At 72.1% G+C, this 26,921-nt stretch carries 21 protein-coding genes; 11 read left to right on the top strand and 10 right to left on the bottom strand.

Annotated elements, in window-relative coordinates; all coding sequences use genetic code 11:
* Nucleotides 1-177 precede the first annotated feature (177 nt).
* From ABZX85_RS12025 to ABZX85_RS12005, 5 genes are all read right to left on the bottom strand, one after another.
* A complete protein-coding gene (locus ABZX85_RS12025; protein WP_355865516.1) occupies nucleotides 178-2,142 on the bottom strand; it encodes a RiPP maturation radical SAM C-methyltransferase in 1,965 nt (654 codons plus the stop codon).
* Nucleotides 2,139-2,462, bottom strand: coding sequence for a hypothetical protein (locus ABZX85_RS12020; protein ID WP_355865514.1), 324 nt, complete (start codon nucleotides 2,460-2,462; stop codon nucleotides 2,139-2,141). The genes ABZX85_RS12025 and ABZX85_RS12020 overlap by 4 nt, the downstream gene beginning before the upstream one ends.
* Complete coding sequence (locus ABZX85_RS12015) at nucleotides 2,449-3,408, bottom strand: hypothetical protein (protein ID WP_355865511.1); 960 nt, start codon at nucleotides 3,406-3,408, stop codon at nucleotides 2,449-2,451. Before ABZX85_RS12015 ends, ABZX85_RS12020 begins: the two co-directional genes overlap by 14 nt.
* Entirely contained in the window at nucleotides 3,401-3,778 is a 378-nt protein-coding gene (locus ABZX85_RS12010; protein ID WP_355865508.1) for a hypothetical protein, read from the bottom strand. The genes ABZX85_RS12015 and ABZX85_RS12010 overlap by 8 nt, the downstream gene beginning before the upstream one ends.
* Nucleotides 3,779-3,881: 103 nt before the next feature.
* Nucleotides 3,882-4,043 (bottom strand): hypothetical protein, encoded by a 162-nt coding sequence (locus ABZX85_RS12005; RefSeq protein WP_355865506.1) that lies wholly within the window; start codon nucleotides 4,041-4,043, stop codon nucleotides 3,882-3,884.
* Nucleotides 4,044-4,280: 237 nt separating this feature from the next.
* Between ABZX85_RS12005 and ABZX85_RS12000 the strand changes: the two genes are divergently transcribed.
* The 4 genes from ABZX85_RS12000 (at nucleotide 4,281) to ABZX85_RS11985 (ending at nucleotide 8,819) form a co-directional block, all read left to right on the top strand.
* The gene (locus tag ABZX85_RS12000) at nucleotides 4,281-4,997 is read left to right on the top strand and encodes a TetR/AcrR family transcriptional regulator (protein ID WP_355865503.1); all 717 of its coding nucleotides are present in this window, start codon (nucleotides 4,281-4,283) and stop codon (nucleotides 4,995-4,997) included.
* The gene (locus ABZX85_RS11995) at nucleotides 4,918-6,528 is read left to right on the top strand and encodes a CocE/NonD family hydrolase (protein ID WP_355865500.1); all 1,611 of its coding nucleotides are present in this window, start codon (nucleotides 4,918-4,920) and stop codon (nucleotides 6,526-6,528) included. Before ABZX85_RS12000 ends, ABZX85_RS11995 begins: the two co-directional genes overlap by 80 nt.
* Complete coding sequence (locus ABZX85_RS11990) at nucleotides 6,525-8,222, top strand: AAA family ATPase (RefSeq protein WP_355865497.1); 1,698 nt, start codon at nucleotides 6,525-6,527, stop codon at nucleotides 8,220-8,222. Before ABZX85_RS11995 ends, ABZX85_RS11990 begins: the two co-directional genes overlap by 4 nt.
* 84 nt (nucleotides 8,223-8,306) lie before the next feature.
* Nucleotides 8,307-8,819 (top strand): helix-turn-helix transcriptional regulator, encoded by a 513-nt coding sequence (locus tag ABZX85_RS11985; protein ID WP_355865494.1) that lies wholly within the window; start codon nucleotides 8,307-8,309, stop codon nucleotides 8,817-8,819.
* Between the two features lie 4 nt (nucleotides 8,820-8,823).
* Here the strand turns inward: ABZX85_RS11985 and ABZX85_RS11980 are convergent, their stop codons facing one another.
* Nucleotides 8,824-10,716 (bottom strand): pectinesterase family protein, encoded by a 1,893-nt coding sequence (locus tag ABZX85_RS11980; RefSeq protein ID WP_355865491.1) that lies wholly within the window; start codon nucleotides 10,714-10,716, stop codon nucleotides 8,824-8,826.
* A 245-nt stretch (nucleotides 10,717-10,961) separates the two neighbouring features.
* On the opposite strand from ABZX85_RS11980, the gene ABZX85_RS11975 reads away from it, so the two are divergent.
* From ABZX85_RS11975 to ABZX85_RS11965, 3 genes are all read left to right on the top strand, one after another.
* A complete protein-coding gene (locus ABZX85_RS11975; protein ID WP_355865488.1) occupies nucleotides 10,962-14,822 on the top strand; it encodes a helix-turn-helix domain-containing protein in 3,861 nt (1,286 codons plus the stop codon).
* Between the two features lie 168 nt (nucleotides 14,823-14,990).
* A complete protein-coding gene (locus tag ABZX85_RS11970; RefSeq protein ID WP_355865485.1) occupies nucleotides 14,991-16,418 on the top strand; it encodes a polysaccharide deacetylase family protein in 1,428 nt (475 codons plus the stop codon).
* Nucleotides 16,419-16,466: 48 nt separating this feature from the next.
* On the top strand, nucleotides 16,467-17,387 hold the full coding sequence (locus ABZX85_RS11965) for a ribosome-inactivating family protein (protein WP_355865482.1): 921 nt from the start codon (nucleotides 16,467-16,469) through the stop codon (nucleotides 17,385-17,387).
* 386 nt (nucleotides 17,388-17,773) lie between these two features.
* Here the strand turns inward: ABZX85_RS11965 and ABZX85_RS11960 are convergent, their stop codons facing one another.
* The 4 genes from ABZX85_RS11960 to ABZX85_RS11945 form a co-directional block, all read right to left on the bottom strand.
* On the bottom strand, nucleotides 17,774-18,046 hold the full coding sequence (locus tag ABZX85_RS11960) for a PTS transporter subunit EIIB (protein WP_355865479.1): 273 nt from the start codon (nucleotides 18,044-18,046) through the stop codon (nucleotides 17,774-17,776).
* Complete coding sequence (locus ABZX85_RS11955) at nucleotides 18,033-18,902, bottom strand: PRD domain-containing protein (RefSeq protein ID WP_355865476.1); 870 nt, start codon at nucleotides 18,900-18,902, stop codon at nucleotides 18,033-18,035. The genes ABZX85_RS11960 and ABZX85_RS11955 overlap by 14 nt, the downstream gene beginning before the upstream one ends.
* Nucleotides 18,903-18,982: 80 nt before the next feature.
* Nucleotides 18,983-20,422, bottom strand: coding sequence for a glycoside hydrolase family 1 protein (locus ABZX85_RS11950; protein WP_355865473.1), 1,440 nt, complete (start codon nucleotides 20,420-20,422; stop codon nucleotides 18,983-18,985).
* A 28-nt stretch (nucleotides 20,423-20,450) separates the two neighbouring features.
* Complete coding sequence (locus ABZX85_RS11945) at nucleotides 20,451-22,346, bottom strand: beta-glucoside-specific PTS transporter subunit IIABC (protein ID WP_355865470.1); 1,896 nt, start codon at nucleotides 22,344-22,346, stop codon at nucleotides 20,451-20,453.
* Nucleotides 22,347-22,734: 388 nt separating this feature from the next.
* Between ABZX85_RS11945 and ABZX85_RS11940 the strand changes: the two genes are divergently transcribed.
* Genes ABZX85_RS11940 through ABZX85_RS11925 form a run of 4 tightly spaced genes read left to right on the top strand, consistent with a single transcriptional unit; the run spans nucleotide 22,735 to nucleotide 26,406 of the window.
* Complete coding sequence (locus ABZX85_RS11940) at nucleotides 22,735-23,739, top strand: Gfo/Idh/MocA family oxidoreductase (protein WP_355865467.1); 1,005 nt, start codon at nucleotides 22,735-22,737, stop codon at nucleotides 23,737-23,739.
* The gene (locus tag ABZX85_RS11935; protein ID WP_355865464.1) at nucleotides 23,736-24,347 is read left to right on the top strand and encodes a histidine phosphatase family protein; all 612 of its coding nucleotides are present in this window, start codon (nucleotides 23,736-23,738) and stop codon (nucleotides 24,345-24,347) included. Before ABZX85_RS11940 ends, ABZX85_RS11935 begins: the two co-directional genes overlap by 4 nt.
* A gap of 59 nt (nucleotides 24,348-24,406) precedes the next feature.
* Nucleotides 24,407-24,676, top strand: coding sequence for an HPr family phosphocarrier protein (locus ABZX85_RS11930; RefSeq protein ID WP_355865461.1), 270 nt, complete (start codon nucleotides 24,407-24,409; stop codon nucleotides 24,674-24,676).
* Nucleotides 24,676-26,406: a putative PEP-binding protein gene (locus ABZX85_RS11925; protein ID WP_355865458.1), complete on the top strand. Its 1,731-nt coding sequence runs from the start codon at nucleotides 24,676-24,678 to the stop codon at nucleotides 26,404-26,406. Before ABZX85_RS11930 ends, ABZX85_RS11925 begins: the two co-directional genes overlap by 1 nt.
* The last annotated feature ends 515 nt before the right edge of the window (nucleotides 26,407-26,921 follow it).

Here is a 26,921-nt window from a genome sequence, read left to right as displayed (position 1 = left end):
GCACGGCGGCCCCGGGGCCGTGCCCGGCGGTTCGGCCGAGTGGTCCGTGCCATGACTCCCGCCACCCCGTGTCCCGACCGAACATTCGGTTAGCGTGCGGCACGGCCTAGTAATCCAGCCGCGCAGCCGCCTGTCAAGGGGTGTGGAACCTGCCTCGGAACCCCCGGCCGGGTCCACCTACGTGTCCGGTTCCAGCGTCGGCCACTGCTTCGGGGTCACCAGGGTCGGCGGCCGGGGCTTCGCCGGGAGGGCGAGGCTCAGGAAGGCGCCGTCCTCGTGGAGCATGAGGTCCTGCCGGACGAAGGAGAAGAGGATGTCCTCGATCTGTTCGGCGGACAGGTCGAGGGACAGGGTCTGCCTCAGTTGCCGGGCGTTGGTCGGGCGGTCGCCGCACGCGCGGTAGAGCGCGGCGGAGTCGTCCTGGAACCGGTAGGACCTGCGGTCCGCCTGGTCACGGAAGTCGTCGACGTGGATCTGCCCGGGCGACGACCAGAAGACGAGCGACGGCTTCGCGCTCTCCCGCCAGGCCCCCTGCCACGCCCGGACCTCGTCGCGTAGGGGCTGGTAGGCCGTGTCCGGCAGCGCGTCCGTCATCTCGTAGTCGAAGAAGTAGGCGATCCGGTCCAGGTCGATCCGGGCGGGGTAGACGTACGCGTAACTCGCCTCCGGGCGGACGTAGTTCGCGGCGAACGTCGCCCGGTCCGAGAAGAGCGGGCTGTATCTCTCCATCCAGATACGGCTGGTGCTGGTCGGCGGCTGGAGGTGGCGGAGCCTGCGCACCGTTTCGAGCTGGTCCGCGTAGAAGGCGGCCTCCTCGCCGGGGAAGCCCCAGATGATGTTCCAGGCGATGTCGATGCCGTAGTACATGCCCCACCGGAGCATGTTGACGTTCTGGAGTCCGGTGATCCCCTTGCGCATCAGCTTGAGTATCCGGCTGTCCAGCGACTCGATACCCGGCTGCACGTGCACGATCCCGCTGTCGCGCAGGGCCTTGATCCGCTCCCGCGTCAGGTTCGACTTGACCTCGTAGAAGAACTGGTAGTCGTACCCCTCTTCCCGCAGTTCGGGAAGCAGGTCGCCGAAGTACTTCATGTCGAGGATGTTGTCGACGGCCTCGAAACGCAGGCTGCCGTACGCCTTGGCCAGCTCCGCCAGTTCCCGCCGCACGCGCGAGGACGACTTGGAGCGGAAACCCATGGTCGACCCGTTGAGACCGCAGAACGTGCAGTGGTGCTTCTGGCCCCACCAGCAGCCGCGCGAGCTCTCGAACGGAAGGGCGACGAGACGGCGGGACTCCTCCGAGATCACCCCCAGCTCCAGCGCCCGCGCGAAGTAGCCCGCGAAGTCGGGGACGGGCAGCCGGTCCAGGCGGTCGAACGGCGGTCTGTCGGTGGGGTCGGAGGCGACGTCGCCGCGCGCCAGGACTCCCGCCACCGACGAGGGATCACCGCCCGCCGCCACCACGTCGAGGAACTCCGGGAAGGAGTCGTCGGACTCCCCGTCGAACGCGTAGTCGATGAAGTCCAGCCGGGACATGAGCTCCCGCCCCATGTCCCCCTCGAAGTTCGCGCCGCCGAAGATCACCAGCGTCGAGGGGAAACGCCTCTTGATACGCCGGGCCAGGGCGAAGGAGGCCGCGTTCTGCTGGAACGTCGACGTGAACCCGACGACGCGGAACCTGCCCCAGTCGGTCTTCGCCAGCATCGCGTCGACGAAGCCGGGAACACCCTCGTCCCTGATGCCGAGGAGCTGCTCGCGCGTCAGCCCCAGATCGGCCAGCAGCCCGTCCGTGTCCCGCGCGAAGTGCTCCGGCATCAGGCCCTCGGGGTCCGGCGCCTCGTCGCCGAACGCCGCGACGGAGAACAGCCAGTCGCCGAACAGCCGTCCGCGATGATGGGCCAGCTGCTCGTAGACGCGGTTGCCCATCAGCTGGGCGAACTCCAGGTTGAAGTAGAAGTCCTCGGCGCGGAAGCCCGCTTCGGTTGCCAGGGACTTGAGCAGACCGAGCTGGAGGGACGGCTGGTAGACGGAGACGAACGGCATGTTGACCAGCGCCACCGGGCAGGCCGCGCGCTGGGCGGGCGTCGACCGCGGGGCGGGGGAGGGGGCCGGTGTCAGGGGGACGAAGGTCCTGGGGGTCATCGCGCCCCCTCCCCGGCATCGGCTTCGTGCGTGCCCTCTTCCTCGTCCTCCGTGACCCATCCGTACGCCGTGAGTTCCCCCACCAGCCGGGCCACCGGCGTCACCGTCTCGGCGAGCGGGCAACCGGCTGCCCGGGCCAGGACGGACTGGAGGTCGCGTCGGGTGCGGGGTTCGCGCAGGGCCTCCAGGAGGATGCGCGCGGAGTGGTTGACCCGCGCGGTCGTGAAGGTGCGGTCGTCCACGACGTGCGCGGTGCCGTCGGCTTCGGGCTGGAGGTGGAGGGAGTCCACCAGGCGCAGTCGGGTGTCAGCGGGAGACAAGGCGGGCCTCCGTGGAGATGAAGTCGAAGTGCATGCCGTCGAGGCCGTTGCCGACGCCGAGGTGGATACCGGCGGCGCCCTCGTTGAGCAGGCAGTTGAGACTCCAGTCGACCCGGGCCGGGTCGAGGAGTCCCGTGCCGACGGCGATCTCCGTCACCGCGGTGCGGTACGCGGGGCCGCTGGTGTCGTCGATGCCGTCCGCCCAGGGGCCGAAGCCGCCGACGAAGCGGTTGTCCTCGACCGTGACGTACAGGGGACACGCCTTTCGCATGTCCTCGGCGATTTCCTTGGCGGCTTCGAAACGGTCCGCGCGGGCGCCCCGGAGTTCCCGGTGTCTGGCGACCAGGACGGAATCGATGCGCAGTGTCCCGGAAATCGAGAGTTCCGTGTCGACACGGCCCGCGAGATCCGTCGGGGACATCGCCACCTCGAAATAGTTTCCGATGGTGGAATGCTCGTCGGGAAGGAGTTCCGTGCGGGTGCGGCTGGAGAGCTGGAGTGTTTCCGGGAGGCGGAGGGTGAGTTCGGTTCCGGGGCCGGATACGCCGATTTCGGTACGGCTCAGCAGAAGCCGTGTGATGATCCGCCGGTTCATCGCCACCGCGTCGTCCAGATCGATCTCGGAGAATTTCTCGATGGCGTACCGGGCGGTCTCCGGGTCCCCGGAGAAGGACGCCAGGGACATCCACAGGACGCTGCTCGCGGAGAGGATGTCCCGCAGTGCGAGCCGGGACGGAAGGCGCCGGTAGTCCAGGGGGACGGCGACGGCGCGGGGCGGTGGGGCCTGCCGGCCGGAGAGCACCCCGGCGAAGGTCGACGCCCGCAGTCCGTGTTCCGTCAGCCATGCGGCGAGGCCCGGGTCGTCGGTGAGGAAACAGCCGTCGGCGCCGCCGAACACCGCCCGTAAATTGGCCTCGGCGCCCTCGCGCAGGCTCGTCTCAGACATCGACGGCCTCCGGGGCCGGCAGGGTCTGCGAGGTCGGCAGGGCCTCCGGCGCCGGCAGAGTCTGCGGGGTGGGCGGGGTCTGCGGGACGTGCAGGCCGTCGGGGGCGCGCAGACCGTCGGGGGCGCGCAGACCATCGGGGGTGGGCGGGCCGTCCGGGGCGGGCGGGCGCGCGTCCGGCATCAGTGCGGCCAGGCAGGGGCAGGACGGGATGTCGCCGAGATGGCTCTTGAGGATCGTCCCCGCTCCGCGCCGCACCCCCGGCTCGGCGGCAGCTCCGCCCGCGCCGCGTCCGTCCGGCCCGTGCAGGGCGCGCCCGTACACGTCCCCGTCGCTCGCGACGCCCTCCGCCACCCATATTCGCCTCGGCATGTTCTGGTTCTCCCTCTCGACGGGGCACCCGGAAAAACAGAGACCGGCGGAAGCTGGCACCGGAGAAATATCGGTGCCAGCCTTTCTCGCGACCTCTAGGAGGTCAGATACCGTTGTAGATGATCGCCATCAACGGCTTGGGGGACTGGCTCTCCAGGCCCATTCCGTCGATTCCCTGCTCGTCGTCGAGGGCGCCGACCGGCGTGATCCTCGGCGTTTCCAGACTTCCCAGCATCAACGGTTCGGCGTGCGTGATCTGCGTCACTTGACTACCTCCGTGTGGGTCGGTCGACGGCCGGAAGAATCTCTTCTTCCGCGTTTCGAGATTACGAAGTCAGGTGACGCGTGTCCATGAACTCCGAGGGAATAGTTGAATCAATAAATGATTGCTGGGATTTGTCGAATCCGTACGAAAACTTGAGGGCCTTCAGGGTTCGGCGTTGCGAGCGATCCACACTGTTCTACATCTGTACCTTTGGGTACAGGTGTGTACTATCGCCGTGTGGATGACCCGAAGGCGACACCCTCCGTCCCCCCGTCCAAGCCCCAGGACCGCAGGGTCCAGCGTTCACGCGCGGCCCTGATGGGCGCGGCGGTGCGGCTGGTGTCCGAGCGGGGGACCACGTCCGTCCCCGTCACGGACCTCACGGAGGCGGCCGACGTCAGCCGCAAGCTGCTGTACATGCACTTCGGCGACCGCGAGCGGCTCTTCACCGAGGCGGCCCGCGACCTGCTGGAACGTGAGGTGCCGTCAGGGACGGGCGAGGACTTCCCCGCGTCCCTGCGCCCCCAGGCCCTGGACATGGCCCGGCACTTCGCGCGCCACCGGCGGTTCTACCGCCCGATGCTGACCGGGGCGTGCGCGTACGCGATGAACCGGACGCTCCACGCGTTCTTCGACGCGCTGAACCACACCTCGGTCAGGAGCCTGTACCCGGATCTCGACGCGCGTACGGCCGAGGACCTCGCCCAGTACCTGACGGGCGGAGCGAGCGCGCTGGTCACCGCCTGGGTGGTCGACGGACCCGACCCCCTCGACGTGGAAGGACTGGTCGACAGGCTGTTCCGTGTCGCCGAGTTCACCGCTCCCGCACTGAAGTTCCCTCCCGGCGGCACCCCGCAGAAAGAAGGCACGCCCGGTGAACCTGATCAACTCCCTGCTCCAGCGCAGGATGAAGCTGTCCGAGCCGCTGACGAGGGATCTCGTCGTCCAGCGTGAGCTGCGCGTGCCGATGCCCGACGGCGTGGAACTGCTGGCGGACCGCTGGGCGCCGCGCACCGGGGGAGAGGGCCTGCCCACCGCCCTCCTGCGCTGCCCCTACGGTCGGCGCGGCATGCTCGCCGCCCTCCAGGCGAGGCCCCTGGCGGAGCGCGGCTTCCAGGTGCTGTTGCAGAGCACGCGCGGCACGTTCGGCTCCGGCGGCGACTTCGACCCGATGCGGCAGGAACGCGAGGACGGGCTCGCCACCCTCGACTGGCTGGTGGCCCAGCCCTGGTGCGGCGACGCGGTCGTGCTGTGCGGGCCCAGCTACCTCGGCTACGTCCAGTGGGCCGTCGCCGACCGGCTGCCGCCGCAGGTCAAGGCGATGATCCCGCAGTTCACGGCGTCGACGCTGGCGATGGAGTTCCTGCGAGCGGACGGGTTCTCGCTGGAGACGCCGGTCGTGTGGGGCGCGCTCATCGGCACCCAGGAGCGGCGCGGCGCCGTCCTGCGCATGCCGTTCCAGACCCGGAGGACGGGGCGGGCGCTCAGGACGCTTCCGCTGGACCGCGCCGACACGGCCGCGATCGGCGAGCGCAGCCAGATCATCCAGGACATCCTCGCCCACGACGCCGACTCCCCGCGCTGGGACGGCTGCGACCACCGGGACCGGGTGGCCGCGGTGACGGTACCGGTCAGCTCGATCGCCGGCTGGTACGACATCTTCCTCCCCGCCCAGCTGCGCGACTTCCGCAGCCTCCAGGACGCGGGACGCCCGGCCCGCCTGACGATCGGCCCGTGGACCCACAGCGGCCTGGACAACGGGGCGATCGACGAGACGGTCGCCTTCGGTCTCGCCCACGCCCGCGGCGTCGAGCCGCCGCAGCGGGCCCCGGTCCGGCTCTACGTCACCGGCGAGGAGGCGTGGCGCGACGCCGACACCTGGCCGCCCAAGGGCTACGAACCGACGCGCTTCCACCTCCAGCCGGGCGGCGGACTCGCCGGTGAACCCCCGGCCGCCTCCGAGCCCGACCGCTACCGCTACGACCCCGCGGACCCCACCCCGGCCGTCGGCGGCGTCCGGATGCTCACGGGCGGCGGCCGTGCCGACAACACCGCGCTGGAGGCCCGCCCGGACGTCCTGACCTACACCACCCCCGCCCTCGACGAGGACGTGGAGATCATCGGAGAGGTCGACGCCGAGATCTTCTTCCGCTCCAGCCTCCCCCACGCCGACGTCTTCGTCCGCCTCTGCGACGTCGACCCCGGGGGCCGCTCCCGCAACGTCTGCGACGGGCTGGTCAGCCTCACCGACGCGGACGGGACGCGGGCCGTCACCGTCCAACTGTGGCCCACCGCCCACCTCTTCAGGCGCGGCCACCGCATCCGCGTCCAGGTCTCCAGCGGCGCCTTCCCCCGCTACGCCCGCAACCCCGGCACCGGCGAACCCCACGCCACCGCCACGGTCCTGCGCGCCGCCGACCAGAGCGTCCACCACGACCCGGAACACCCCTCCGCGATCGTCCTCCCCGTCCGGGCCCGCGCATGACCTTCGGTCCGTATGCGGGGAACAGTGAGACGACCGGGACGGCGCCGCCAGGAAACCTCCCCGCCGCGTTCACCAGCTACGTCGGCGGCCGGCGGCAGGCCGACGAGGTCACCGGGCTGCTGGAGACGTACCGCCTGGTGACGCTCACCGGAGCGGGCGGGATCGGCAAGACGCGCCTGGCGCTGGAGGTGGCCGGCCAGGTCGGCGGGGTGTTCGAGGACGGCGTGTGGTTCGTCGACCTGGCCCCGCTGCGGGAGCCCGCCGCCCTGGAGGAGATCGTCGCGACCACCCTGCGGATGCCGGAGCAGGGCATGCGGCCCGTCACGGAACGGCTCGCACGCCACCTCGCCGACCGGCGCGCCCTGATCGTCCTCGACAACTGCGAACACCTCGCCGACGACTGCGCCCGCCTCGCCCAGACCCTGCTGCGGGCCGCCCCCGGACTCCGCGTCCTCGCGACGAGCCGCCGGAACCTGGCCCTCACGGGCGAGTACGTGTACACCGTCCCGCCGATGCCCCCCGAACACGCGGCCACCCTCCTGGAGGAGCGCGCCGGCGCCGTACGTCCCGGCTTCCGGGTCACCGACGCGAACCGGGCGGAGGTCACCCGCCTGTGCGCCGGTCTGGACGGACTGCCGCTGGCCATCGAACTCGCCGCGTCCCGGCTGCGCACCCTCACGGTGACCCAGGTGGCCGACCGGCTGGAGAACCGCTTCGCGCTGCTCTCCGGCGGCTGCCCGACGAGGCCGCCGCACCAGAGCACGCTGCGCGGGACCATCGTCTGGAGCCACGAACTGTGCACCCCCGCCGAACGGCTGCTCTGGAACCGGCTGACGGTCTTCGCGGGCGGCTTCGACCTGGAGGCCGCCGAACACGTCTGCGCCGGCCCCGGCCCCGAGGGCGGCATCGACCGCGCGGAGGTGCCGGACCTCCTCGACCGGCTCGTCGCCCAGTCCGTCGTCCTGACCTGCGAGGTCGACGGACTGCCGCGCCACCGGCTGCTGGAGACCATCCGGCGCCACGGCCGGGAGCGGCTCGCGGAGTCCGGGGAGGAGAGTGAGCTGGTCCACCGGCACCAGGCGTACTTCCTCGCCCTCGCCCGGCGCATCGACCGCCACTGGTACGGCGCCGACCAGGCCGAGAACCTGGCCCTGCTGCGCGCCGAACACCCGAACCTGCTCGCCGCCCTGACCCCCGGCGCCGACCCGCAGGCCCGGTGCGCGCTGGCCGCCGCGCTGAGCTGGCACTGGTTCGTGGGCGGCTTCCTCGACGAGGGCCGCACCCAGCTCGACCGCGCCCTGTCCGCCGCCCCCGAACCCACCCCGGCCCGCGTGCGGGCGCTGTTCACCGCGACCTGGCTGGCGCAGACGCAGGGCGACCTCGCGGCGGCCGACCGCTTCCTGCACGAGGCCGCCGCACTCGCCGAACGGCTGGCCGACCCCTGGACACGGGCCCAGGTGAGCGGCTTCCGGGGCGTGTCGGCGCACTACCGGGGCGAGTTGGCGGAGAGCATCGCCCGCTACGAGGAGGCGCTCGGCGCCGTGACGGAGCTGGGCGACGAACGCGAGGCCGCGTCCTGGCTGCTCTCGCTGGCCTGCGTCCAGGCGTACGCCGGGGACCCCCGGGCGACGGAGACGGGGGAGCGGCTGATCGCCGCCGCCGAGGCGAACGGCGAGCGGTGGGGGCGCGCATAGGTCCTCCTCGCCCTGGGGCACGCGGCCTGGTCCCGTGGGGAGAGCGCGGCGACCGAGGAGCGGGCCAGGGCGGCGCTGGAGTGCATGCGGGGCTTCAACGACCACGCGATGGTCGCCCGGATGCTGGAACTCCTCGCCTGGGCCACCGCCGAGCGCGGCGGCCACGAACGCGCCGCCGGGCTGCTCGGTGCCGCCGCCGCCCTCTGGCACGACGCCGGCAGCTCCCTCTCCGCGTTCGGGCCGAGGATGGCCGAGGACCACGCCCGCTGTGTCGAGGACACCGTCGCCGCCCTGGGCCCGGCCGTCTACACGAAGCTGTTCGAGGAGAGCCGGGGCCTGTGCGACAGCCCGGAGCGAGCCGTCCGCCACGGTCTCTCCCCGGACCTCCCACCGGCACTCAAACGCCTCACCGCCCGGGAACGGCAGGTGGCCGCCCTCGTCGCCGAGGGGATGACCAACCGCCAGATCGCCGCCGAACTCGTCCTCTCCGCCCGCACGGTCGAGGGCCACATCGACAACATCCGCGCCAAACTCGGCCTCGCCCGCCGCACCCAGCTGGCGATCTGGTGGACGACGAACGAGGTGCGCGGCATGTAGCAGGTCAGCCGATACCCCCCACCCCGTTGCCGGCGAGCGGGTTCCAGCGGTCGGAGCCGGCCAGGTACTTCTCCGCCGTGTGGTCGGCGGCCTCGGCGGCGGTCAGCTTGGGCGCGTTCGCCCCCTGACCGGCTCCCAGGCCCGAGTTGTCGAACTCCCTGAACCGGGCCTGCGACCAGTGGTAGTCCGGCGTCATGTCGGTCCAGGGCTGGGGGTCGTTGACGGCCCCCGCCACGAGCGTGTCGCGGACCACCGCCTGCGGCTGGACCTCGGGCGCGTTGTGCCACGGGCGGCCGAGGTACATCGTCCTCGGCAGCGCGGTCGAGGCGATCGTGCAGCCCGTGACGAGGATGCCGTACTTCTTCCGGGAGTCGGTGTTCGGCGCCAGGATCGTGCCGCCGGGCCAGGGCAGCATGTGCAGGGTGGAGCGGTCGATCACCGCCGTGGCGTTGCCGAAGACGAAGTCGACGCTGCCCCGGATGAAGCACTCGACGAAGTACTGCCGGGCCTCGGTCGTCGGCGTCTCCCCCTTCACCAGCAGGGTGTCCTGACGGCCGAGTATCCGGACGTTGCGGTACACCTGCCGGTCGCCCTTGGCGGCCACCGCGACCGCCTGCGTCTCGAACTCGTCGACCTCCGGATGCGCCACCGGGTCGAACGTGTTGGACACCGTCAGGTCCCGCACGGTCAGGTCGGGCGCCTTGAACGTGGCGACGGCACTCCCCTCGGTGCCCCACTGGGTGCCGTCCGGCTTCAGCATGCCGTGCGCCCTCGTGTTGTGGACGACGACGTCCTCGGCGACGCCGGTGACCCCCATGAGCGTCAGCCACCGCCGGTTCGCGGGGACCGTGATCACCTCGTGGTAGTCGCCCTTGTCCACGAACACGGTGTACGGGCTCCCGCCCGACGGAGCGGCGTCGATCGCGGACTGCACGGTCCGGTGGTCACCGGTCCCGTCGGCCGCGACGAAGGACGTGGTGCCCTCCGCGAGACCCCGCCCCCGGGTGTTCTTGCCCGAGTGGTGGGCCAGCATGAGCAGGGCCGTGAGGGCGCGCACGGTCGCGTAGACGACCTCGCCGATCTCGATCTCGGGCGTCAGGACCGCCTCCCCCAGCGCGATCGCGCCGAGGAGGGCGGTGCTCGCCCTGGCCCAGTTGTTCTGCCGGTCCATGTGCTGGGGGGTGACGGTGAACGGCAGACCCCGGCCGAAGGCCGTCGCGGTCTCGGCCGCCTGCTCCCGGAACCGCGCGCCCTCGGCGAGCGCCACGATCAGCTGGAGGAGCGCCGGTTCGGCGTCGTCCATCTTGACCGTGGAGGCGTTGTGCAGGGTCAGCACCGCGTTGTTGAGGGAGGTGGGCGAGATCTGCATGCCGTTGCGGGTGGGCAGACTGCTGTAGCTCGCGTGCCCGTTGAAACGGGTCTGGGTGTTGGTGGCGGTGGCGCCCGGCAACTGCACGCCCGCTTCGAGGGTGAAGAAGGCGTCGGCCAGCTGCACGGTGCCCTCGCCGTTCGTGGCACCCGGCCGGAACCCCAGGATGTAGGCGTCCGAGCGGCGCACGAAGAGCCGCAGGAACTCCGGCCGGTCCTCCGCCTGGAGGTCGACGGTGATGAACTGGTTCGTCCCGTCGCTCGCGGTGACGTCGACGGGCCGCCCGCCGTCCGGCCGCACCCGGTGGTCGGAGACCGCCTGGCGGATGCCGTTGATCAGGGTGGCGTACTGCACCCGGGCGTCGGCGGGCTCGCTGGTGATCTGCCAGCTGATGTCCGCGCCCTGCGCGGCCACGGCGCTGCGCGCGCCGGCCAGCACCAGTCCGCCCGCGCCCGTCACGACGCCGGCGGCCACCATGGCGGCCAGGATCGATCGGCGGGGGAGTCCGCCCCGTGCTTCGGTCGACACAACAGTTCCCTTCGGCAAAGTGAAAGTGCTCGCCCCGAAGCGTCCGTGTCCCCGTCCCCGCCGGACAATCCGGATTTCCACCTGACCTCACCCCGCCGCCGACCCGGGTGTTAATAAGGGTGTCCACCCCTCCCCGGCACATCATGCGGACGCGAATTGCGAGGGGATCGGCCGGAAACGTACCTTGGGCGGCAGCTCGCTCCTGAAGCGTTTCAAAGCTGGCCTCGGACACCGGGAAGGCATTCGTGGGACGACGTGAGAAGCCGGTCGACCCCGGTGCCGGGCCCGTGCAGCGGTTCGCGTACGAGCTGCGCGAACTCCGCGAGAAGGCGGGGAAACCGCCGTACCGGGAGATGGCCGGGCGCGCCGGGTACTCCATCACCGCGATGTCGCAGGCCGCCGCCGGCGAGCAGTTGCCGTCGCTGGCGGTGGTGCGGGCGTACGCCGAGGCGCTGGACGCCGACCCGGAGGAATGGGAGCGGCGCTGGCGGGACACGGACGCGCTGCTGAGGGAGCCCGCGCCGGACGAACGGCCGCCCTACCGGGGGCTGGCCCGCTTCGAGGCGGACGACAGCGACCTGTTCTTCGGCCGGGACGCGCTGGTCTCGGAGGCGGTGGAGCTGGTGCGCGGACACCGGTTCGCGGCGGTGTTCGGACCGTCCGGGAGCGGCAAGTCGTCCCTGCTGAGGGCGGGGCTCATCCCCCGGCTGCGGCAGGAGGAGGGCGACCGGCGGCCCGCCGTGATCCGCGTGCTCACCCCGGGGGAGCGGCCGGCGTCCGCCCACGAGAAGGCGCTCGTCCCGCGCGACGGCGACCTCGACACCTGGGTGATCGTCGACCAGTTCGAGGAGCTGTTCACCCTCTGCTCGGACCGCGGGGAACGCGACCGGTTCCTCGACCTCCTCCTCGCCTCCCGCCGCCCGGAGAGCCGCCTGCGGGTCGTGATCGCGGTCCGGGGCGACTTCTACGGCCACTGCGCCGGCCACCGCGACCTGGCCGACGCGGTCTGCCGGGCCAGTCTGCTGGTCGGGCCGATGACCCGGGACGAACTGCGCGAGGTCATCACCGGCCCGGCCGCCACAGCCGGCCTGAACGTGGAACGCGCGCTCACTTCACGCGTCGTCGACGAGGTCGTCGACCGCCCCGGCGCCCTCCCCATGCTCTCCCACGCCCTCCTGGAGACCTGGCGCCGCCGCCGGGCCCGGCTGCTGACCCTGGCGGCGTACGAGGAGACGGGCGGCGTACAGGGCGCGATCGCGGCCACCGCCGAGCACGTGTACGGCGAACTCCCGCCGGACCGGGCCCGCACCGCGCGCCGCATCCTGCTCCGGCTGATCGCGCCCGGAGACGGCACGGCCGACACACGTCGCCCCGCCTCCCGGGCCGAACTCGGCGACGGGGCGCCCGAAGTACTGGAGCACCTCGCCGACGCCCGCCTCGTCACCCTCGACGGCGACACCGTGGAACTCGCCCACGAGGCGCTGATCACCGGCTGGCCCCGGCTCACCGGCTGGATCGAGGAGGACCGGGACCGGCTGCGCGCCCAGCGCGGCCTCGGCGAGGCGGCACGCGGCTGGGCGGACCTCGCACACGACCCCGGCGCGCTGTACCGGGGCGCACGGCTGGCCCGCGCGGAGGAACTGTTCGCCCTTCCGCCGGACGACGACCTCACCGCGCTCGCCCCGGGCGACGGCACCGCGCCTGCGCCGGACGACGACCTCACTGTCCCCGTGCCGGGCAGCGGCACCGCGCCTGCGCCCGACGGCGACCTCACCGTCCCCGTGCCGGGCAGCGGCACCGCTCCCGCGCCCGACGACGACCTCACCCCCGCCGAACGATCCTTCCTCACCGCCTCCCTCGCCGCCCGCGAGACCGAGCGCCAGGCAGAGAACCGCACGCTGCGCCGGACCCGCTCCCTGATCGTGGGTCTGTCCGCGGTGCTCGTGCTGGCACTGGTCGCCGGTCTGATCGCCTGGGAGCGCGACCGGGTGAGCCAGGAGGAGGCCGCGAAGGCCGCCGCCCGCCGCGTGGCCGCCGTCGCCGACGGACTGCGCTCCACCGACCCCCGCACCGCCGCCCTGCTCGGGGTCGCGGCCTGGCGGATCGCCCCCCTCACCGAGTCCCGCTCGGCCCTGCTCGGCGCCCTGGCCCAGCCGCAGCGCGACGCCTTCACCGACCCCCGCTCCAGCAACGACGTCCGGCGCTTCCTCACCGACGGCGGCCGGACCCTGCTCAGCGTCGACGGCGCCACGGTGACCCTGTGGAACGTGGCCGCCCACCGGGCCACGGCCACCCACCGCCTGCCGACCGGCACCGAGGTGGCCGGCGCGGGCCCCGGCTCCGCCTACCTCGACGTCATCGGACCCGACGGCGCCGAGAAACTGTGGAACCTCCCCCGCGACGCCTCCGCCGCCGAACTGGGCGGCACGGCCCTCCAGAGCAGCGCGCCCGACGGGAGCGCCTACCTCACCGGGCCGGTGGACGGGCCGGGCACGGTCCGGCTTCACCGCACGTCCGACGGCGAGACCCTCTTCACCACCGGCCTCCCGCGCACCCTCTCTGCGGCGGCCGTCGGCCCCGGCGGCCGGCTGCTCGCCCTCTGCCCCGCCGACGGCCCGCTCCAACTCTGGGACACGGCCCGCGGAAAACGCCTCACCGGCGACTGGGAGAAGACCGACCGCTTGCTGTGCGGCACCGGCTCGGGCGCCGACAACGGCACCCGCCAGCTCCGCTTCAGCGCGGACGGCAAGCGGCTCGCCGCCGTCTACGGCACGACGGTCCGGGTGTGGGACGTCCGCGGCGGGCGCACGCTCGACGAGTTCGCCAGCGCCCAGGACGCCGGCTTCACCGAGGCCGGCCTCTCCCCGGACGGCGAGTTCCTCGCCACCTCCGACGGCCGCGAACTCGCCGTGTGGCGCCTGGCCACCGGCGGCACCCAGATCTTCCGGCAGCCCCTCGCCGGGGCCGACACCGCCGGCCTGACCTGGGACCCGGGCGGGCGGCACCTGCTGCGCTACCTGGACGGCGCCACCGTCCACACCCTCGACCTGGCCGACTCGCTCGGCGCCCCCTGGCACTCCGCCGCCACCGACTCCGGCGTGCTGAGCCCGGACGGCGCCACGCTCGCCACCCTCGCCCGCTCCGGCGACGGCTACCGCTTCGATCTGCTCTCCACCCGCACCGGCGCGGTCCTCGCCCACAGCTCCCTCGGCACCCTGCCGGGCCAGTCCGGCGGGGAGGTCCCGCTCCTCGCCTTCAGCCCGGAGGGACGGGAGCTGGCCGTCGCCGACACGTACTCCGCGCACGGCTCGCTGCGCCTGCGCCTCACCGTGTGGGACGTCCGGGCGCACAAGGCGCGTACGGTCCTGGACACCTCCGGTGCCGCCGACCGCCCCGCGACCGCGCTCGCCCTCGGGCCGGGCGGCCGGACCCTGCTGGTCGCCCGCGCCTCCACGGACGACCACATGACGGAGGTGTGGGACGTCCGGCGCCGCCGTCAGACGGCCACCCTGCGCGGTCTCTCCGGCCAGACCCTCGCCGTGCGGCCGGACGGAGACCTGGTCGTCGGCTCGGACGGCCAGTACGCCGACCCGGACTCCGCGAAGGTCACGGGACGCGCGCTCGCCGACGGGCGCGACGTGACCGCCCTGGCGTTCAGCCCGGACGGCACCCTGCTGGCCGTCGGCGACGGCACCGGGCACGTCACCTTCTGGGACGGCGGCCTGCGCGACCGCACGGGCGCGCTCACCGGCACCGCCGACACGGTCTCCCAGGGCGAGCCGGAAGCGGTGAAGGCGCTCGCCTTCTCGGCCGACGGCGCCACCCTCGCCGTCGGCGGCAGCGGCGGAACCCTGCGGCTGTGGGACACCGCCGGGGGCCAGCCCCTCGGCGGCGACCAGCCCACACCCGGCGACGGCATCACCTCCCTCGCCTTCACCCCGGACACCGCAACTCTCTACGCGACCAGCCCCCACGTCCCCCTGTGGCATCTCCCCCTCGCCCCGAAGCAGGCCATCCACACCATCTGCGCCCGCACCGGCGGCGGGCTCAGCGAGGCCCAGTGGCGGACGTACGTCCCCGACGCGCCGTACCGGAAACTGTGCTGAACGGGCGGGCGAACCACCGGTGCTCGGCGGGGAACGCCCGCCGCCCCGATTTTTCAGGGGTCTGCTCCCGTCGCTGAAAAACGTCTCCGACCTGCACAGTCCTGACCAGAACAACCGATTCACCCCGCCGGTGACGTCGGCCCCACTCCTCCCTCAGGTTCTGGTCCCATGCGCACTCACTCCCTCGTCCCGTCGGTCCTGCTGATCGGCGCCCTCTCGCTGACGGCGGCCTGCTCGTCCGGTGTCCCGGACGTGAGGTCCTCCGCCGCGGAGTCCGCGTCCGCCGCCACCGCCGGCTCCGTCCATGTCGTCGACCCGTCGAAGATCAAGGGCCTGAGGATCGTCAGCGACAGCAGCGAGCAGCAGTCCTGCGCGTTCGCGACGAGCTACCCGGAGGTGCCGGGCGCCGAGGCGATGACGGCCGTGATGAAGAAGGACGTGGAGCGGCGCCTGGCCACGTTCCGCTCCGCCGGGTGCGCGTCCGGCGCGGAGGGCCCCGAGTTCAACATCAGCCTCCATTTCCTGGTCGCCTCCGGCGACGTCCTCGGCGTCCGGCTCACCACCCAGGACACCAGCGCCGCCGGCTCCGGGCTGTCGAGCGCGACGTACTGGTACGACGGGAAGGCCGGCGCCTACCGGACGGCCCTCGGGCTCATCGCCGACGCCTCCCGGGACGCCTTTCTCACCGAGGTCGAGAGCCGGCTCAAGGGGCGGGACGGGGTGGACGGCACCGCGCTCGACAGCACGTTCGCCGACCAGGCCGAGCGGGCCGCCGTACTCGACGACATGGAGTTCACCGCCAACGGGGGACTGCGGCTGACCTTCGACCGCGGTGACGTCGGCGTCCCGGCCGCCGGGGTCTACGTCGTCGTCCTGCCCAGCGCGACGGTCACGCCCTGGCTGTCCGCGTTCGGCGCGCGCGTCCAGCGGCAGACCGGGACGCCGAGCAGCACGCTCGACCTCGGCGCCACGCACACCCCCGAGCCGGCCGTCCCCACCCACACCGCATCCGGCGACGACGACACCGACTGCGCGCAGGTGAAGTGCATCGCGCTGACCTTCGACGACGGCCCGGCCGTCCCGGAGACCGGGACCCTGCTGACCCATCTCGCGCAGTACAAGGCCCGCGCGACCTTCTTCACCGTCGGCCAGAACGTCGCCGCCCACCCCGACCTGGTGCGCGCCGAGGCCCGCGCCGGGCACGAGGTCGGCAACCACTCCTGGAGCCACCCCGACCTCACCAAGCTCACCTCCGAGCAGATCGCCTACCAGCTCAACCGGACCAGCGCCGCCATCAAGGCCGCCACTGGCAAGGAGCCCACCGTCTTCCGCCCGCCCTACGGCGCCGTCGACGCCCACGTGAAGGCCGCGACCACGCTGTCGCCCGTGCTGTGGGACGTCGACACCGAGGACTGGAAGTACCGCGACGCCACGAAGGTCGCGCGGACCGTCATCGGCAAGGCCGAACGCAACGACGTCGTCCTGATGCACGACATCCACCCCACCTCGGTCGCCGCCGTCCCCGAGATCCTGCGCGTCCTCACGGCCCAGGGCTTCCACTTCGTCACGGTCAGCCACCTGCGCTCGACCCTCTGACGGACCCGCACCACACCATCCCCACCCACACCACAGGAGTACAGCGCCATGTCCCGATCCTCCGTCCTGGGCAAGATCCGCCCCAGAACCGTCATCCCGGCCGTACTCGTCGGCGCGCTCGCCGTCACCGGTCTCTCCCAGGCGCCGCACACCTCGCTCGGCGACGACGTCAAACTGGCTTCCGCGACCACACCGACCGACGGCGTCAGCTACGAGATGGCGACCGGTGTCCACTCGGAGATCGCCCACCGCTACGACAGGATCATCGACGACCTCCGCCGGCGGGTGAACGGCACTCCGCTCTACGGCGGCATCACCCTCGCCCGCAATGTGGACGACTACTTCCCGGTCTCCCTGGTCATGGACGAGCACAACAGCGTCACGCTGGTCTTCAACGCGAGGAACCTGTACATCGTCGGCTGGCGCAACGACGCCACGAACCAGTACTACCGGCTCGGCGAGGGGCCCAGCACCTACGCGGGCGCCCGCGCCAACGAACTCGACGACTGGGTCAACTACAACGGGATGGAGAGGCACGCCGCCATCAGCCGCGACAGCCTGGGCATCTCCCTGACCACCATCCAGGGCTCGATCCGCGAGCTGGGCAGCGCGCGCTACACCTCGGCGGGCCGGGACCAGGCACGGGCGCTGCTGATCCTGACGCAGGCGTTCGCCGAAGGTGCCCGGTTCGACTTCATCGCGAACCGCGTCAGCGACGCGATCCGTAACAGCCAGTCCTACACCACGGGCACATCGTCGGTCATCAGCAGCAACCGGCCGACCGGCGGCGGCCCGTTCCTCAACGTGAACGCCGTGGACTTCGAGAACAACTGGTCCGGCCTGTCCATCGCCGCACTCCAGTCGACCCGCAACCACGTCACCCCCCACTACCGCATCGGCGACGGCTACCTGACGACGATGGAGGCGATCGACGCCCAGTTGGCCGTGGCGCTCTGGCATTCGTTCTGAGCAACTGTCTTTCAGTCAGAGTGAGTTGACGGTCCGTCATTCGGATTCGAGGCTGTTGTGACGAAGTTTGTTGAAAGATATGACAGCCGTGTGTGCGCAACCCGGGCCCCACAACTGAGAAGGAGCCACACATGTTCCGTACGAAGCGGACCGCCACCGTCGCCGCCGCTCGTCGGCCACCCGGGCCGACGACGTGACGGTGACCCTGCGGATCACGATCGGCGTCGGGGACCCCTCGTGGCACGCGGACTCCGTCATCATCGGCGTGCCGTCCACGGCTGCTACGACGCCCTGAGCAGCAGCAGTGCCGTCGCCACGACGGACGGCCAGGTCATCGAGGTCGCCGTACCGTAGCGGCGCGGGTGGCGGCCCCGGACACCCGTGCCTCAGTCCGGGGCCGGCTCGCCGAGGAGGTTCTCCAGTTCCTCGTAGAGGCGGAAGAGGCCGCGGCGTGGGGCGATGTGGAGTTCGTCGAGCTGCCAGGTGGCGTACGCGACGACGGGGTGTGCGGTGAGGGTCTCGACGTCCGCCGCCGCAGGGTCGCGGAGTCGGAAGCGGAGCCGGACGAAGCAGTGGGTCAGGCCGGTGACGTTCTCCCGGCCGCCGACGGCGCGCAGAAGTGCCGCCGCCGTCTCGGCGTCGTCGCTAGGTGTCGGCACGGGTGTCCTCCGTCGAGTCGTCGCGTGCCGTCAGCCGGCTGACGTGCAGGGCGAGGTAGAGGATCTCCTCGCGGCCGACGGTCCAGGCGAACATCTCCTCCATCTTGTGCGCGAGGCGTTCGGCGGTGGCGTACTGGAGGGGCTTGGCCTGGCGGACGGCCTCGCCGATGCCGTCGCCCACCTCCGGGGTCGGCTTGCCGTCCCGGGCGCGCAGGAAGAGGTAGCGCAGGTGGGTGATGAAGCGGGCGGCGGCGAGGGAGTGCTGGTCGATCTCGACGCCGTGGCGCTCGCCGATCGTTTCGAGGGCGACCCGCAGCCACTGCGTCATCTGCATCGTCGCAGCGATTCCGCCGGAGCCGGAGCCGATCTGGGCGTTGACGAAGTGCAGGGCGAGGGGGAGCGCCTCGTCCCCGTCGAGGCGGACCCCGAGGCGCCGTTCGATGATGTCGAGGGCGGCCCTGCCGGTGGCGGCCTCCGCCGGGTACAGGTTCTCGATCTCCCACTTGAGCGGGTACTCGATCTGGGTTCCCACGCGGGCCCGGGCCAGCGCCAGGTGGACGTGGTCGGCCAGCGGCAGCAGGACGTGCTCGCTGATGTCCGCGCCCAGCCGCTCCCGGGCGTCGGCCACGACCTCCTCCATCACCTCGATCTCGTCGAGGGGGATCGCTGCGGCCAGCGCGGCGAGCCGCTCGGCGGGCATGGCCTGCGGGACGAAGTGCCGCTCGATCCTGCCGGCGTCCAGCCCGTCCCCCGGCCTGACCTGGAAGCCGAGCCCCCGGCCCATGAGAACGGTCTCGGCGCCGTGCTCGTCAACGCCGAGGACGACGTTGTTGTTGAACACCTTCTTGACGCGCATCGTTGCGTGAGTCCTATCTGGCCGCGCCGGAAGGAGAACAATAGTCCCCTTTCCCGGCACGGCCACGGGGGTTGCCGGGGTCAGAGTCTCCCGTCGCCCCGGTCCAGGCTCGCGCCGTTGGTCCGGATGACGTCGGCGTACCAGTGGAACGACTTCTTGCGGTGCCGGGCGAGGGTGCCCTCGCCGTCGTCGTCGCGGTCGACGTACACGAAGCCGTATCGCTTGCTCATCTGCGCGGTGCTCGCGCTGACGAGGTCGATGCAGCCCCACGGGGTGTAGCCGAGGACGTCGACGCCGTCGTCGATCGCCTCCCCGACCTGCACCAGATGGTCGTTGAGGTAGGCGATGCGGTAGTCGTCGTGGACCGTGGGCACGCCGTCGGCCTCGACCAGCTCGTCCCTGGCGCCCAGCCCGTTCTCGACGATGAACAGCGGCTTCTGCCACCGGTCCCAGAACTGGTTGAGGACGATCCTGAGGCCGGCCGGGTCGATCTGCCAGCCCCACTCGCTGGCCCGCAGCGCCGGGTTGCTGACCCCGCCGATGATGTTGCCCTCGCCCGTCTGCCGCCGCTCGGGGTCGGCGGTCTCGCAGACGCTCATGTAGTAGCTGAACGACACGAAGTCGACGGTGTTCCTGAGGATCTCGCGGTCCTCGTCGGTGATGTCCAGCTCGATGCCGTTCTCCCGCATGTGCCGCAGCGCGTAGCCCGGATACGTGCCGCGTACGTGTACGTCGCCGAAGAGGAGGTTGGCGTGGTCGGCGTCCAGCACGGCCTGCACGTCGGCTGGGTCGGGGGTGAGCGGGTAGACGGGGATGGCGAGGATCATGCAGCCGACCCGCGCGTCCGGCATCGTCTCGTGCGCGATGCGGGTGGCGAGGGCGCTGGCGACCAGTTCGTGGTGGATGGCCTGGAAGAGGTCCTGGCGGGAGAGTTCCTCGGGCGGGGTGAGGATCGCGCCGCCGATGATCGGGAAGTGCAGGAGCGAGTTGATCTCGTTGAAGGTCAGCCAGTACTTGACGCGCCGGCCGTAGCGGTCGAACAGGACACGGACGTAGCGCTCGTAGAAGCCGATCATCTTCCGGCTGGTCCAGCCGTTGTACTTCTCCGCGAGGGCCAGGGGCGTCTCGTAGTGGGAGATGGTGACGAGCGGCTCGATGCCGTGCTTCTCCAGCTCGTCGAGGACCCGGTCGTAGAAGGCGAGACCGGCCTCGTTGGGGAGTTCGTCGTCGCCGTTGGGGAAGATCCGGCTCCAGGCGATGGAGAAGCGGAAGACCTTGAAGCCCATCTCCGCGAGGAGCGCGATGTCCTCGGCGTAGCGGTGGTAGAAGTCGATGCCCTCCAGCTTGAGGTTGTCGGGGGTGGGGCGGGAGGTCCGCGGTGCCATCAGGCCCTTGGGCAGGACGTCCTGGATGGACAGGCCCTTGCCGTCGGCGTCGTGGGCGCCCTCGATCTGGTTGGCGGCGGTCGCGCCGCCCCACAGGAAGGTCTCGGGGAAGGGCAGGGGGGTGGGGCCGGTCATGTGTTCTCTCCGGGGGTGAGGGAGGTGGTCAGCCGATCAGGTCGAGGGCGGCGTGCCGGGCCCGGACCTCGCCGGTGGCGGTCGGCACCACCGCGGAGTGGCCGGCCGCGTCGGTCACGATCAGGACGGTCAGCGGGTCGTAGCCAGCGTCGGTGATCGTCTTCAGGTCGACGTCCGTGAGCAGGTCGCCCGCCTCCACCCGCTGGCCCTGGACGACCGCCGGGGTGAACCCCCGGCCCTTGAGCTCGACGGTGTTGAGGCCGATGTGCACGAGCACCTCCACGCCGGCGTCGCTGCGGATGCCGAAGGCGTGCGGCATGACGCTGACGAGGGTCCCGCCGATGGGCGCGTGGACCTTGCCCTCGGAGGGGATCACCGCGAGGCCCGAGCCCATCGCGCCGGACGCGAAGACCTTGTCGGGGACCTCGGACAGCGGGATCACCCGGCCGGCGACCGGCGCCGTGAGGGTCACCGAGCCGTCGTCCGCCGCCTGCCCGGACCTGGCCTCGGGGCTGTCGCCGGCCGCTGTCCCCGGCGTCTCGGGCAGGTCCTTGAAGCCCAGGACGAGTGTGAGGACGAAGCCGATGGCCACGGCGATCGCACAGCCGGTCAGCTGGAGGGCGAAGCTGCCGACGCCCAGCGTCGAGGCGAGGGTGAGCGCGCCGGGCGCGACGAAGCCGTCCGCCCCCGAGTTCCCCGCCGCCGCGATCGCGCCGCCCACCGCGCCGCCGATGGACGCGAACACGAAGGGCCGCTTCAGGCGCAGGGTGACGCCGTAGATCGCCGGCTCGGTGATGCCGGACACGAACGCGGAGAGGCCGGCCGGACCCGCCACGGCCTTGAGGTCGCGGTTGCGGGTCCGCAGGAAGACCGCGAAGGTCGCCGCCCCCTGGGCCAGCACCGCCGGGAACACCGCGCCGATCAGCACGGAGTGACCGTTGGAGGAGATCTCCTGCGCCATGACGGGGACGAACGCCCAGTGCAGACCGAAGATGACCAGGACCTGCCACAGGCCGCCGAACACCCCGCCCGCCGCCCAGGGAGCCAGGTCCCACAGGCGCTCGACCCCCGAGGAGACACCCTCACCGACCCAGCTCGCGACCGGTCCGATGGCCAGGAACACGGCCGGGACCACGACCGCGAGGGTGACCAGCGGAACCGTGAAGTTGCGCACCACGGTCGGGATCACCCGCTCCAGCCACCGCTCGATGCGCGACTGCACATACACCGCGATGATGATCGGGATCACGGAGGACAGATAGGTACCCATGACGACCGGGACACCCAGGAACGTCAGCTGTCCCCCCGCCTGGTCGAACGCCAGAAGCGTCTGCGCAGTGCCGTCCGCGCCGGGGACGACGGCGATCGTCGCGGAGTAGATGAGCGAGCCGGCGATCCCCATCGCCGTGAACTGGTTCGCCTTGAACCGCTTCGCGGCGGTCACCGCCAGCATCACCGGCAGGAACTGGAACGCGGCGTCGGCGGCCGTGAACCAGATGGCGTACGTCGACGTCCCCTTGAACGAGGGACTGAACTCGACGACCACCGCGAGGAGCGCCTTCAGCAGTCCGACCGCCGCCAGGGTCCAAAGGAACGGGGTGAAGATGCTGGTGACCAGCTCCATCGCCCGGGGGAGGAAACCCTTGGCCGAGCCGCCGCCCGCCTCGGGGACGCCGCGCTCCACGAGCACCTCGTACACATTGCCGACCGTGTTGCCGACGACGACCTGGAACTGACCGCCCGCCTCGACTACGGCGATCACACCGCGCGTCGACTCGACGGCCTCCTTGTCGACCTTGGAACGGTCGTCGAGGACGAAACGCAGCCGCGTCGCGCAGTGCGCGACGGATCTGACGTTCTCCTTGCCGCCGACTCCCCGCAGGACGTCTTCGGCGATCACTTCGTACTTGCTGCCCGTTGCCACGGCTCCTCCTGAAAACAAAAAGACCCGAGCCGAGATCCTGAATGCCGTTCCTGTGAACACCGGAGAACACCGGTGAACGGCAGGAACAGCGGATCTCAGCTCGGGTCTTGCCTGCGGCCCAGTAACAATCCCAGCTTCGAAAAGGGGTACCGAGGTACGCCTTGGGGCGAGACAGTAGACCCCGGGCTATTCCCTGTCCATAGATCGCGCAAGACCGTTTTCGGGCACGTCTGCCTGTTGACGCCCCGCGCGCCCCGACGTTACGGTGCGGTTCACGGATTGTTACCGGTGTGAGCCGGGCGAGACCTGGGACGAGCTGTCGTACGACAGCCGCGCCCGGGTCTTTTTTGTTGCCCGGACCCGGTCGAACGGCAGCGAGGAGTTGTGTATGCGAACGGACGGGATTCGCTGGGGAATCCTCGGCGCGGGCAAGATCGCCCGGGTCTTCGCCGACGACCTCCTCGCCGCCGGCCTGCGGGTGACGGCGGTGGCGGCACGCGACCCGGACCGCGCGGCGCGCTTCGCCCGCGAGAGAGGCGTTCCCGTCTCCCACGGGTCCTACGAGCGGCTCGTCGACGACCCCGGCGTGGACGCCGTGTACATCGCCACCCCCCAGCCCTTCCACGCCGACCAGGCCGTCCTCGCGATCGAGGCGGGCAAGGCGGTGCTCGTCGAGAAGTCGTTCACCTCCGACGCGCCCTCGGCACGGCGGGTCGTGGACGCCGCCCGCCGCCGCTCGGTGTTCGCGATGGAGGCGATGTGGACCCGCTTCCTGCCCACTGCCGCCGAGCTCCGCGCCGAACTCGCCCGCGGCACGATCGGCGAGCTGCGCGGCGTCGTCACCCACCACTTCCAGAAACTGGACGACTCCCCGACCGGCCGCCACCACGACCCCACGCTCGGCGGCGGAGCCGTCGCGGACCTCGGCGTGTACGGCATTTCGCTCGCCTTCCACCTCCTGGGCGCACCCCACGAGATCACCGCCGAGGGCGCCACGACACCGGCCGGCGTCGACACCCGGGCGTCCGTCCTGATGCGCCACGGACAGGGCCGCACCTCCACCACCCTCACCGCCATGGACACCCCCGGCCCGAACGGCGCCGCCCTCGTCGGCACCGACGGCTGGATCGACATCGCCCCCTACTGGTTCACCTCCACCGGGTTCACGGTCTACGACGCGGGCCGCCCCGGCGTTCCCGTACGCCGCTTCGAACCGCCGGCCTTCCCCGGCCGGGGCCTGCACTTCCAGGCCCTCGAAGTCGAACGCCGCATCCGGGAGGGCGCCCTGGAGAGCCCGCTCATGCCGCTGGACGAGAGCGTCGCGGTGATGACGGCCCTGGACGGGATACGCCGGCAGGTCACGACCCCCGAGCCGGCCGGCGCGCGCTCATGAGACTCCACCTCGTACGCCACGCCCGCACCGAGTACAACGCCGCCGGCCGCCTCCAGGGCTGGTGCGACTCACCGCTGGCCGACGACGGCCGTCCCCAACTGCGCGCGACCGCCGCCCACTTGGCCGGGATCGAGCTGACGGCCGCCTGGTCCAGCCCGTCCGGCCGGACGACGGCCACCGCGCGGGAGATCCTCCGCCACCACGACGGCCTGCCCCTGCGGACGGACGACGGACTGCGGGAGTACTCGTTCGGCGAGCTGGAGGCCCGGCCGGAACCGGAGCTGTACGGACAGGTCGACCCGCACACGTTCTTTGCGAGTGTGATCGACGGAACGCACCCCGGTCTGCCGGGCGGAGAACCCGCCGCCGACTACCTCGCCCGCGTCACCGGCACGTTCGCACGGATCGTACGCACCCATCCGGAGGGTGACGTCCTCGTCGTCAGCCACGGCGTCACCCTCGTCACCTACCTCGCGCACCTCGGACACGACGGCCGCGCCGGACTGGGCAATTGCAGTGTGACGACCGTCGAGATCACCGATAACCGCACAGCGGTCCTCGACGTGGGATTCGTCCCGCCGATCCCGGTCCCCTCCATGACGGCCTGAGAAATCGTCGATATCACCCACGGAATTCCCCACCGAACGAGAGACAGAAGGAGTCAGGAATGCCGGAGCGACACGCCACCGTCCTGTGTTCCCAGGGCCTGCACGCCCGCCCCGCGGCGGCCTTCGCGCGCGCCGCCGCCACGGCCGGCCTCCCGGTCAGCATCCGCAGACCGGACGGGAACCCGGTACCGGCGAAGAGCACCCTCATGCTGATGAGCCTCGGCCTCCAGGAGGGCGAGACCGTGATCCTCGCCTCCGACGACGAGACGGCCGGGCCCTCGCTCGACCACCTCGCCGCCCTGCTCGCCACCGAACTCGACGAGCGGTGATGGGCACCGCCCCCCACCCGCCGAGGACCGTGTCCGGCATCGGCGTCGGCCGCACCGCCGTCATCGCCCCGCTCGCCCTGGTCCGCCCCGCCCCAGCCCTCCCACCGGAAGCACACCGGCTCGCCGGCCCGGCGGACGGCCCCGAGGCGATCGCCGCCGCACTGACGGCACTGACGGAGGTGGCCGGCGAGTTCGCCGAGCGGGCCGCCGCCGCACCGGGCGCACTCGGCGAGGTGCTCGCCGCGACGGCCGACATGGCCGCCGACCCCGAACTCGCCGACATGGTGCGCGCCCGGATCGAGAACGGCCAGGGCCCGGCAGCCGCCGTGGACGAGGCGGTCGGCGAGGTCGTCGCGATGCTCACCGCCGCCGGTGGACTGTTCGCCGAACGCTCCACCGACCTGCGCAGCGTCCGCGACCACGTCGTCGCACGCCTCCTCGGACACCCCGCCCCCGGACTGCCGCCCCTGCGGGAGCGGTCCGTGGTGTGCGCCGCCGACCTCTCGCCGGCCGACACCGCCGCCCTCGACCTGGAACAGGTCGCCGCCCTCGTCACAGAGGCGGGCGGCCCCACCGGGCACACCGCGATCATCGCGCGGCAGCTCGGCATCCCCTGCGTCGTCCGCGCCACCGGCGCGACCCTGATCCCCGAGGGGACCCTCGTCGCCGTCGACGCCGCGAACGGCACCGTCACCCCGGACCCGGACCGCGCCCTCACCGAGGCGGTCCACCGCAGGGCCGAGACCGAACGCCTCCTCGCCGAGGACACCGCGCCGGGTGCGACGGCGGACGGCCACCCCGTGCCGCTGCTCGCCAACGTCGGCACCCCGCACGAGATCGAGCAGCTCGACGCCGCCGCCGTCGAGGGCGTCGGACTCTTCCGCACCGAGGTGCTCTTCCTGGACGCCGCGACCGCGCCCCCACGCGAGCGGCAACTCCCGCATTACACCCGGGCCCTGGCCGCGACCGCCGGCGCGAAGACCGTGATCCGCACCCTCGACGCGGGCGCCGACAAACCCCTCGCGTTCGCCGCCCACGACGACGAGGACAACCCGGCGCTGGGCGTACGCGGCTACCGGCTCGTCCGCACGCACCCCCAGCTGCTGGAGGAACAGCTCGCGGCGCTCGGCGAGGCCACCCGGGCGCTGCCGGCGGCGGAACAGTCCCGTGTCTGGGTGATGGCGCCGATGATCGCCACACCCGCCGAGGCCCGGACGTTCGCCCGGCTCGCCCGCGCCCACGGCATCCGGACCGTCGGCGTGATGATCGAGGTACCGGCCGCCGCGCTCCAGGCGGCGGCGATCCTCGCCGAGGTCGACTTCGTGTCCCTCGGCACCAACGACCTCGCCCAGTACACGATGGCCACCGACCGCCTCCGCGGCGAACTCGCGGACCTCCTCGACCCCTGGCAGCCCGCCGTCCTCGCCCTCGCCGCCACGACCGCCCGCGCCGGCCACTCGACGGGCAAACCGGTAGGCGTCTGCGGCGAATCAGCGGCCGACCCCCTGATGGCCCTGGCCCTCACCGGCATGGGCATCACCAGCCTCTCCATGTCCGCCCCCGCCCTCCCCGCCGTCCGCCACGCCCTCCGCCACCACACCCTCGCCCGCTGCCAGGCCATCGCCGAAGCAGCACTCTCCGCCACGAACGCGCCCGAGGCGAGAGAGGCCGCGCGTGCCCTCGCCGACGCGGAGGTGGTGACGCGGCTGGGCCTGGGGCCCACCGGATGAACACGGCCGGGTCGAGCCGGCCTCCGGGCCGAGCGGGCTGCCGGGGTTGTGCTGACCGTCGGTCCGGGCCGGCCGTTCGGCTGAGCGGGCCTGCCGGTCCGAGCGGGCGCCGGGCTGAGGCGGTCTGCCTGGGCTGAGCTGGCCGCTGGGCTGAGCTGGGCGCTGGGCTGGGCTGAGTGGGCTGCTGGGTCGAGCCGGCTGCCGGGGCTGTGCTGACCGTCGGTCCGAGGTGGCCTCTGGGCTGAGGCGGTCTGCCTGGGCTGGGCTGACTGCCGGTCCGAGCGGGCGCCGGGCTGGGCTGAGCGGGCTGCTGGGCTGAGGCGATCTGCCTGGGCCGGGTTGGCCGCCGGTCCGAGCGGGCGCCGAGCTGAGGCGGTCTGCCCGGGCTAGGTTGGCCGCCAGCCCGCCAGCCCGCCAGCCCGCCAGCCCGCCAGCCCGCCAGCCCGCCAGCCCGCCAGCCTCACTGCCGAGCTGTATGCGGCGCCCCGCTCTGAACACCTCGCACGGTCGGTGTC

It is taken from the genome of Streptomyces sp. NPDC004539, from assembly GCF_040610055.1.
Lineage (GTDB): Bacteria > Actinomycetota > Actinomycetes > Streptomycetales > Streptomycetaceae > Streptomyces.
Note: the sequence above shows the minus strand (reverse complement) of the source record. Positions and strands in the feature narration are given on the sequence as shown.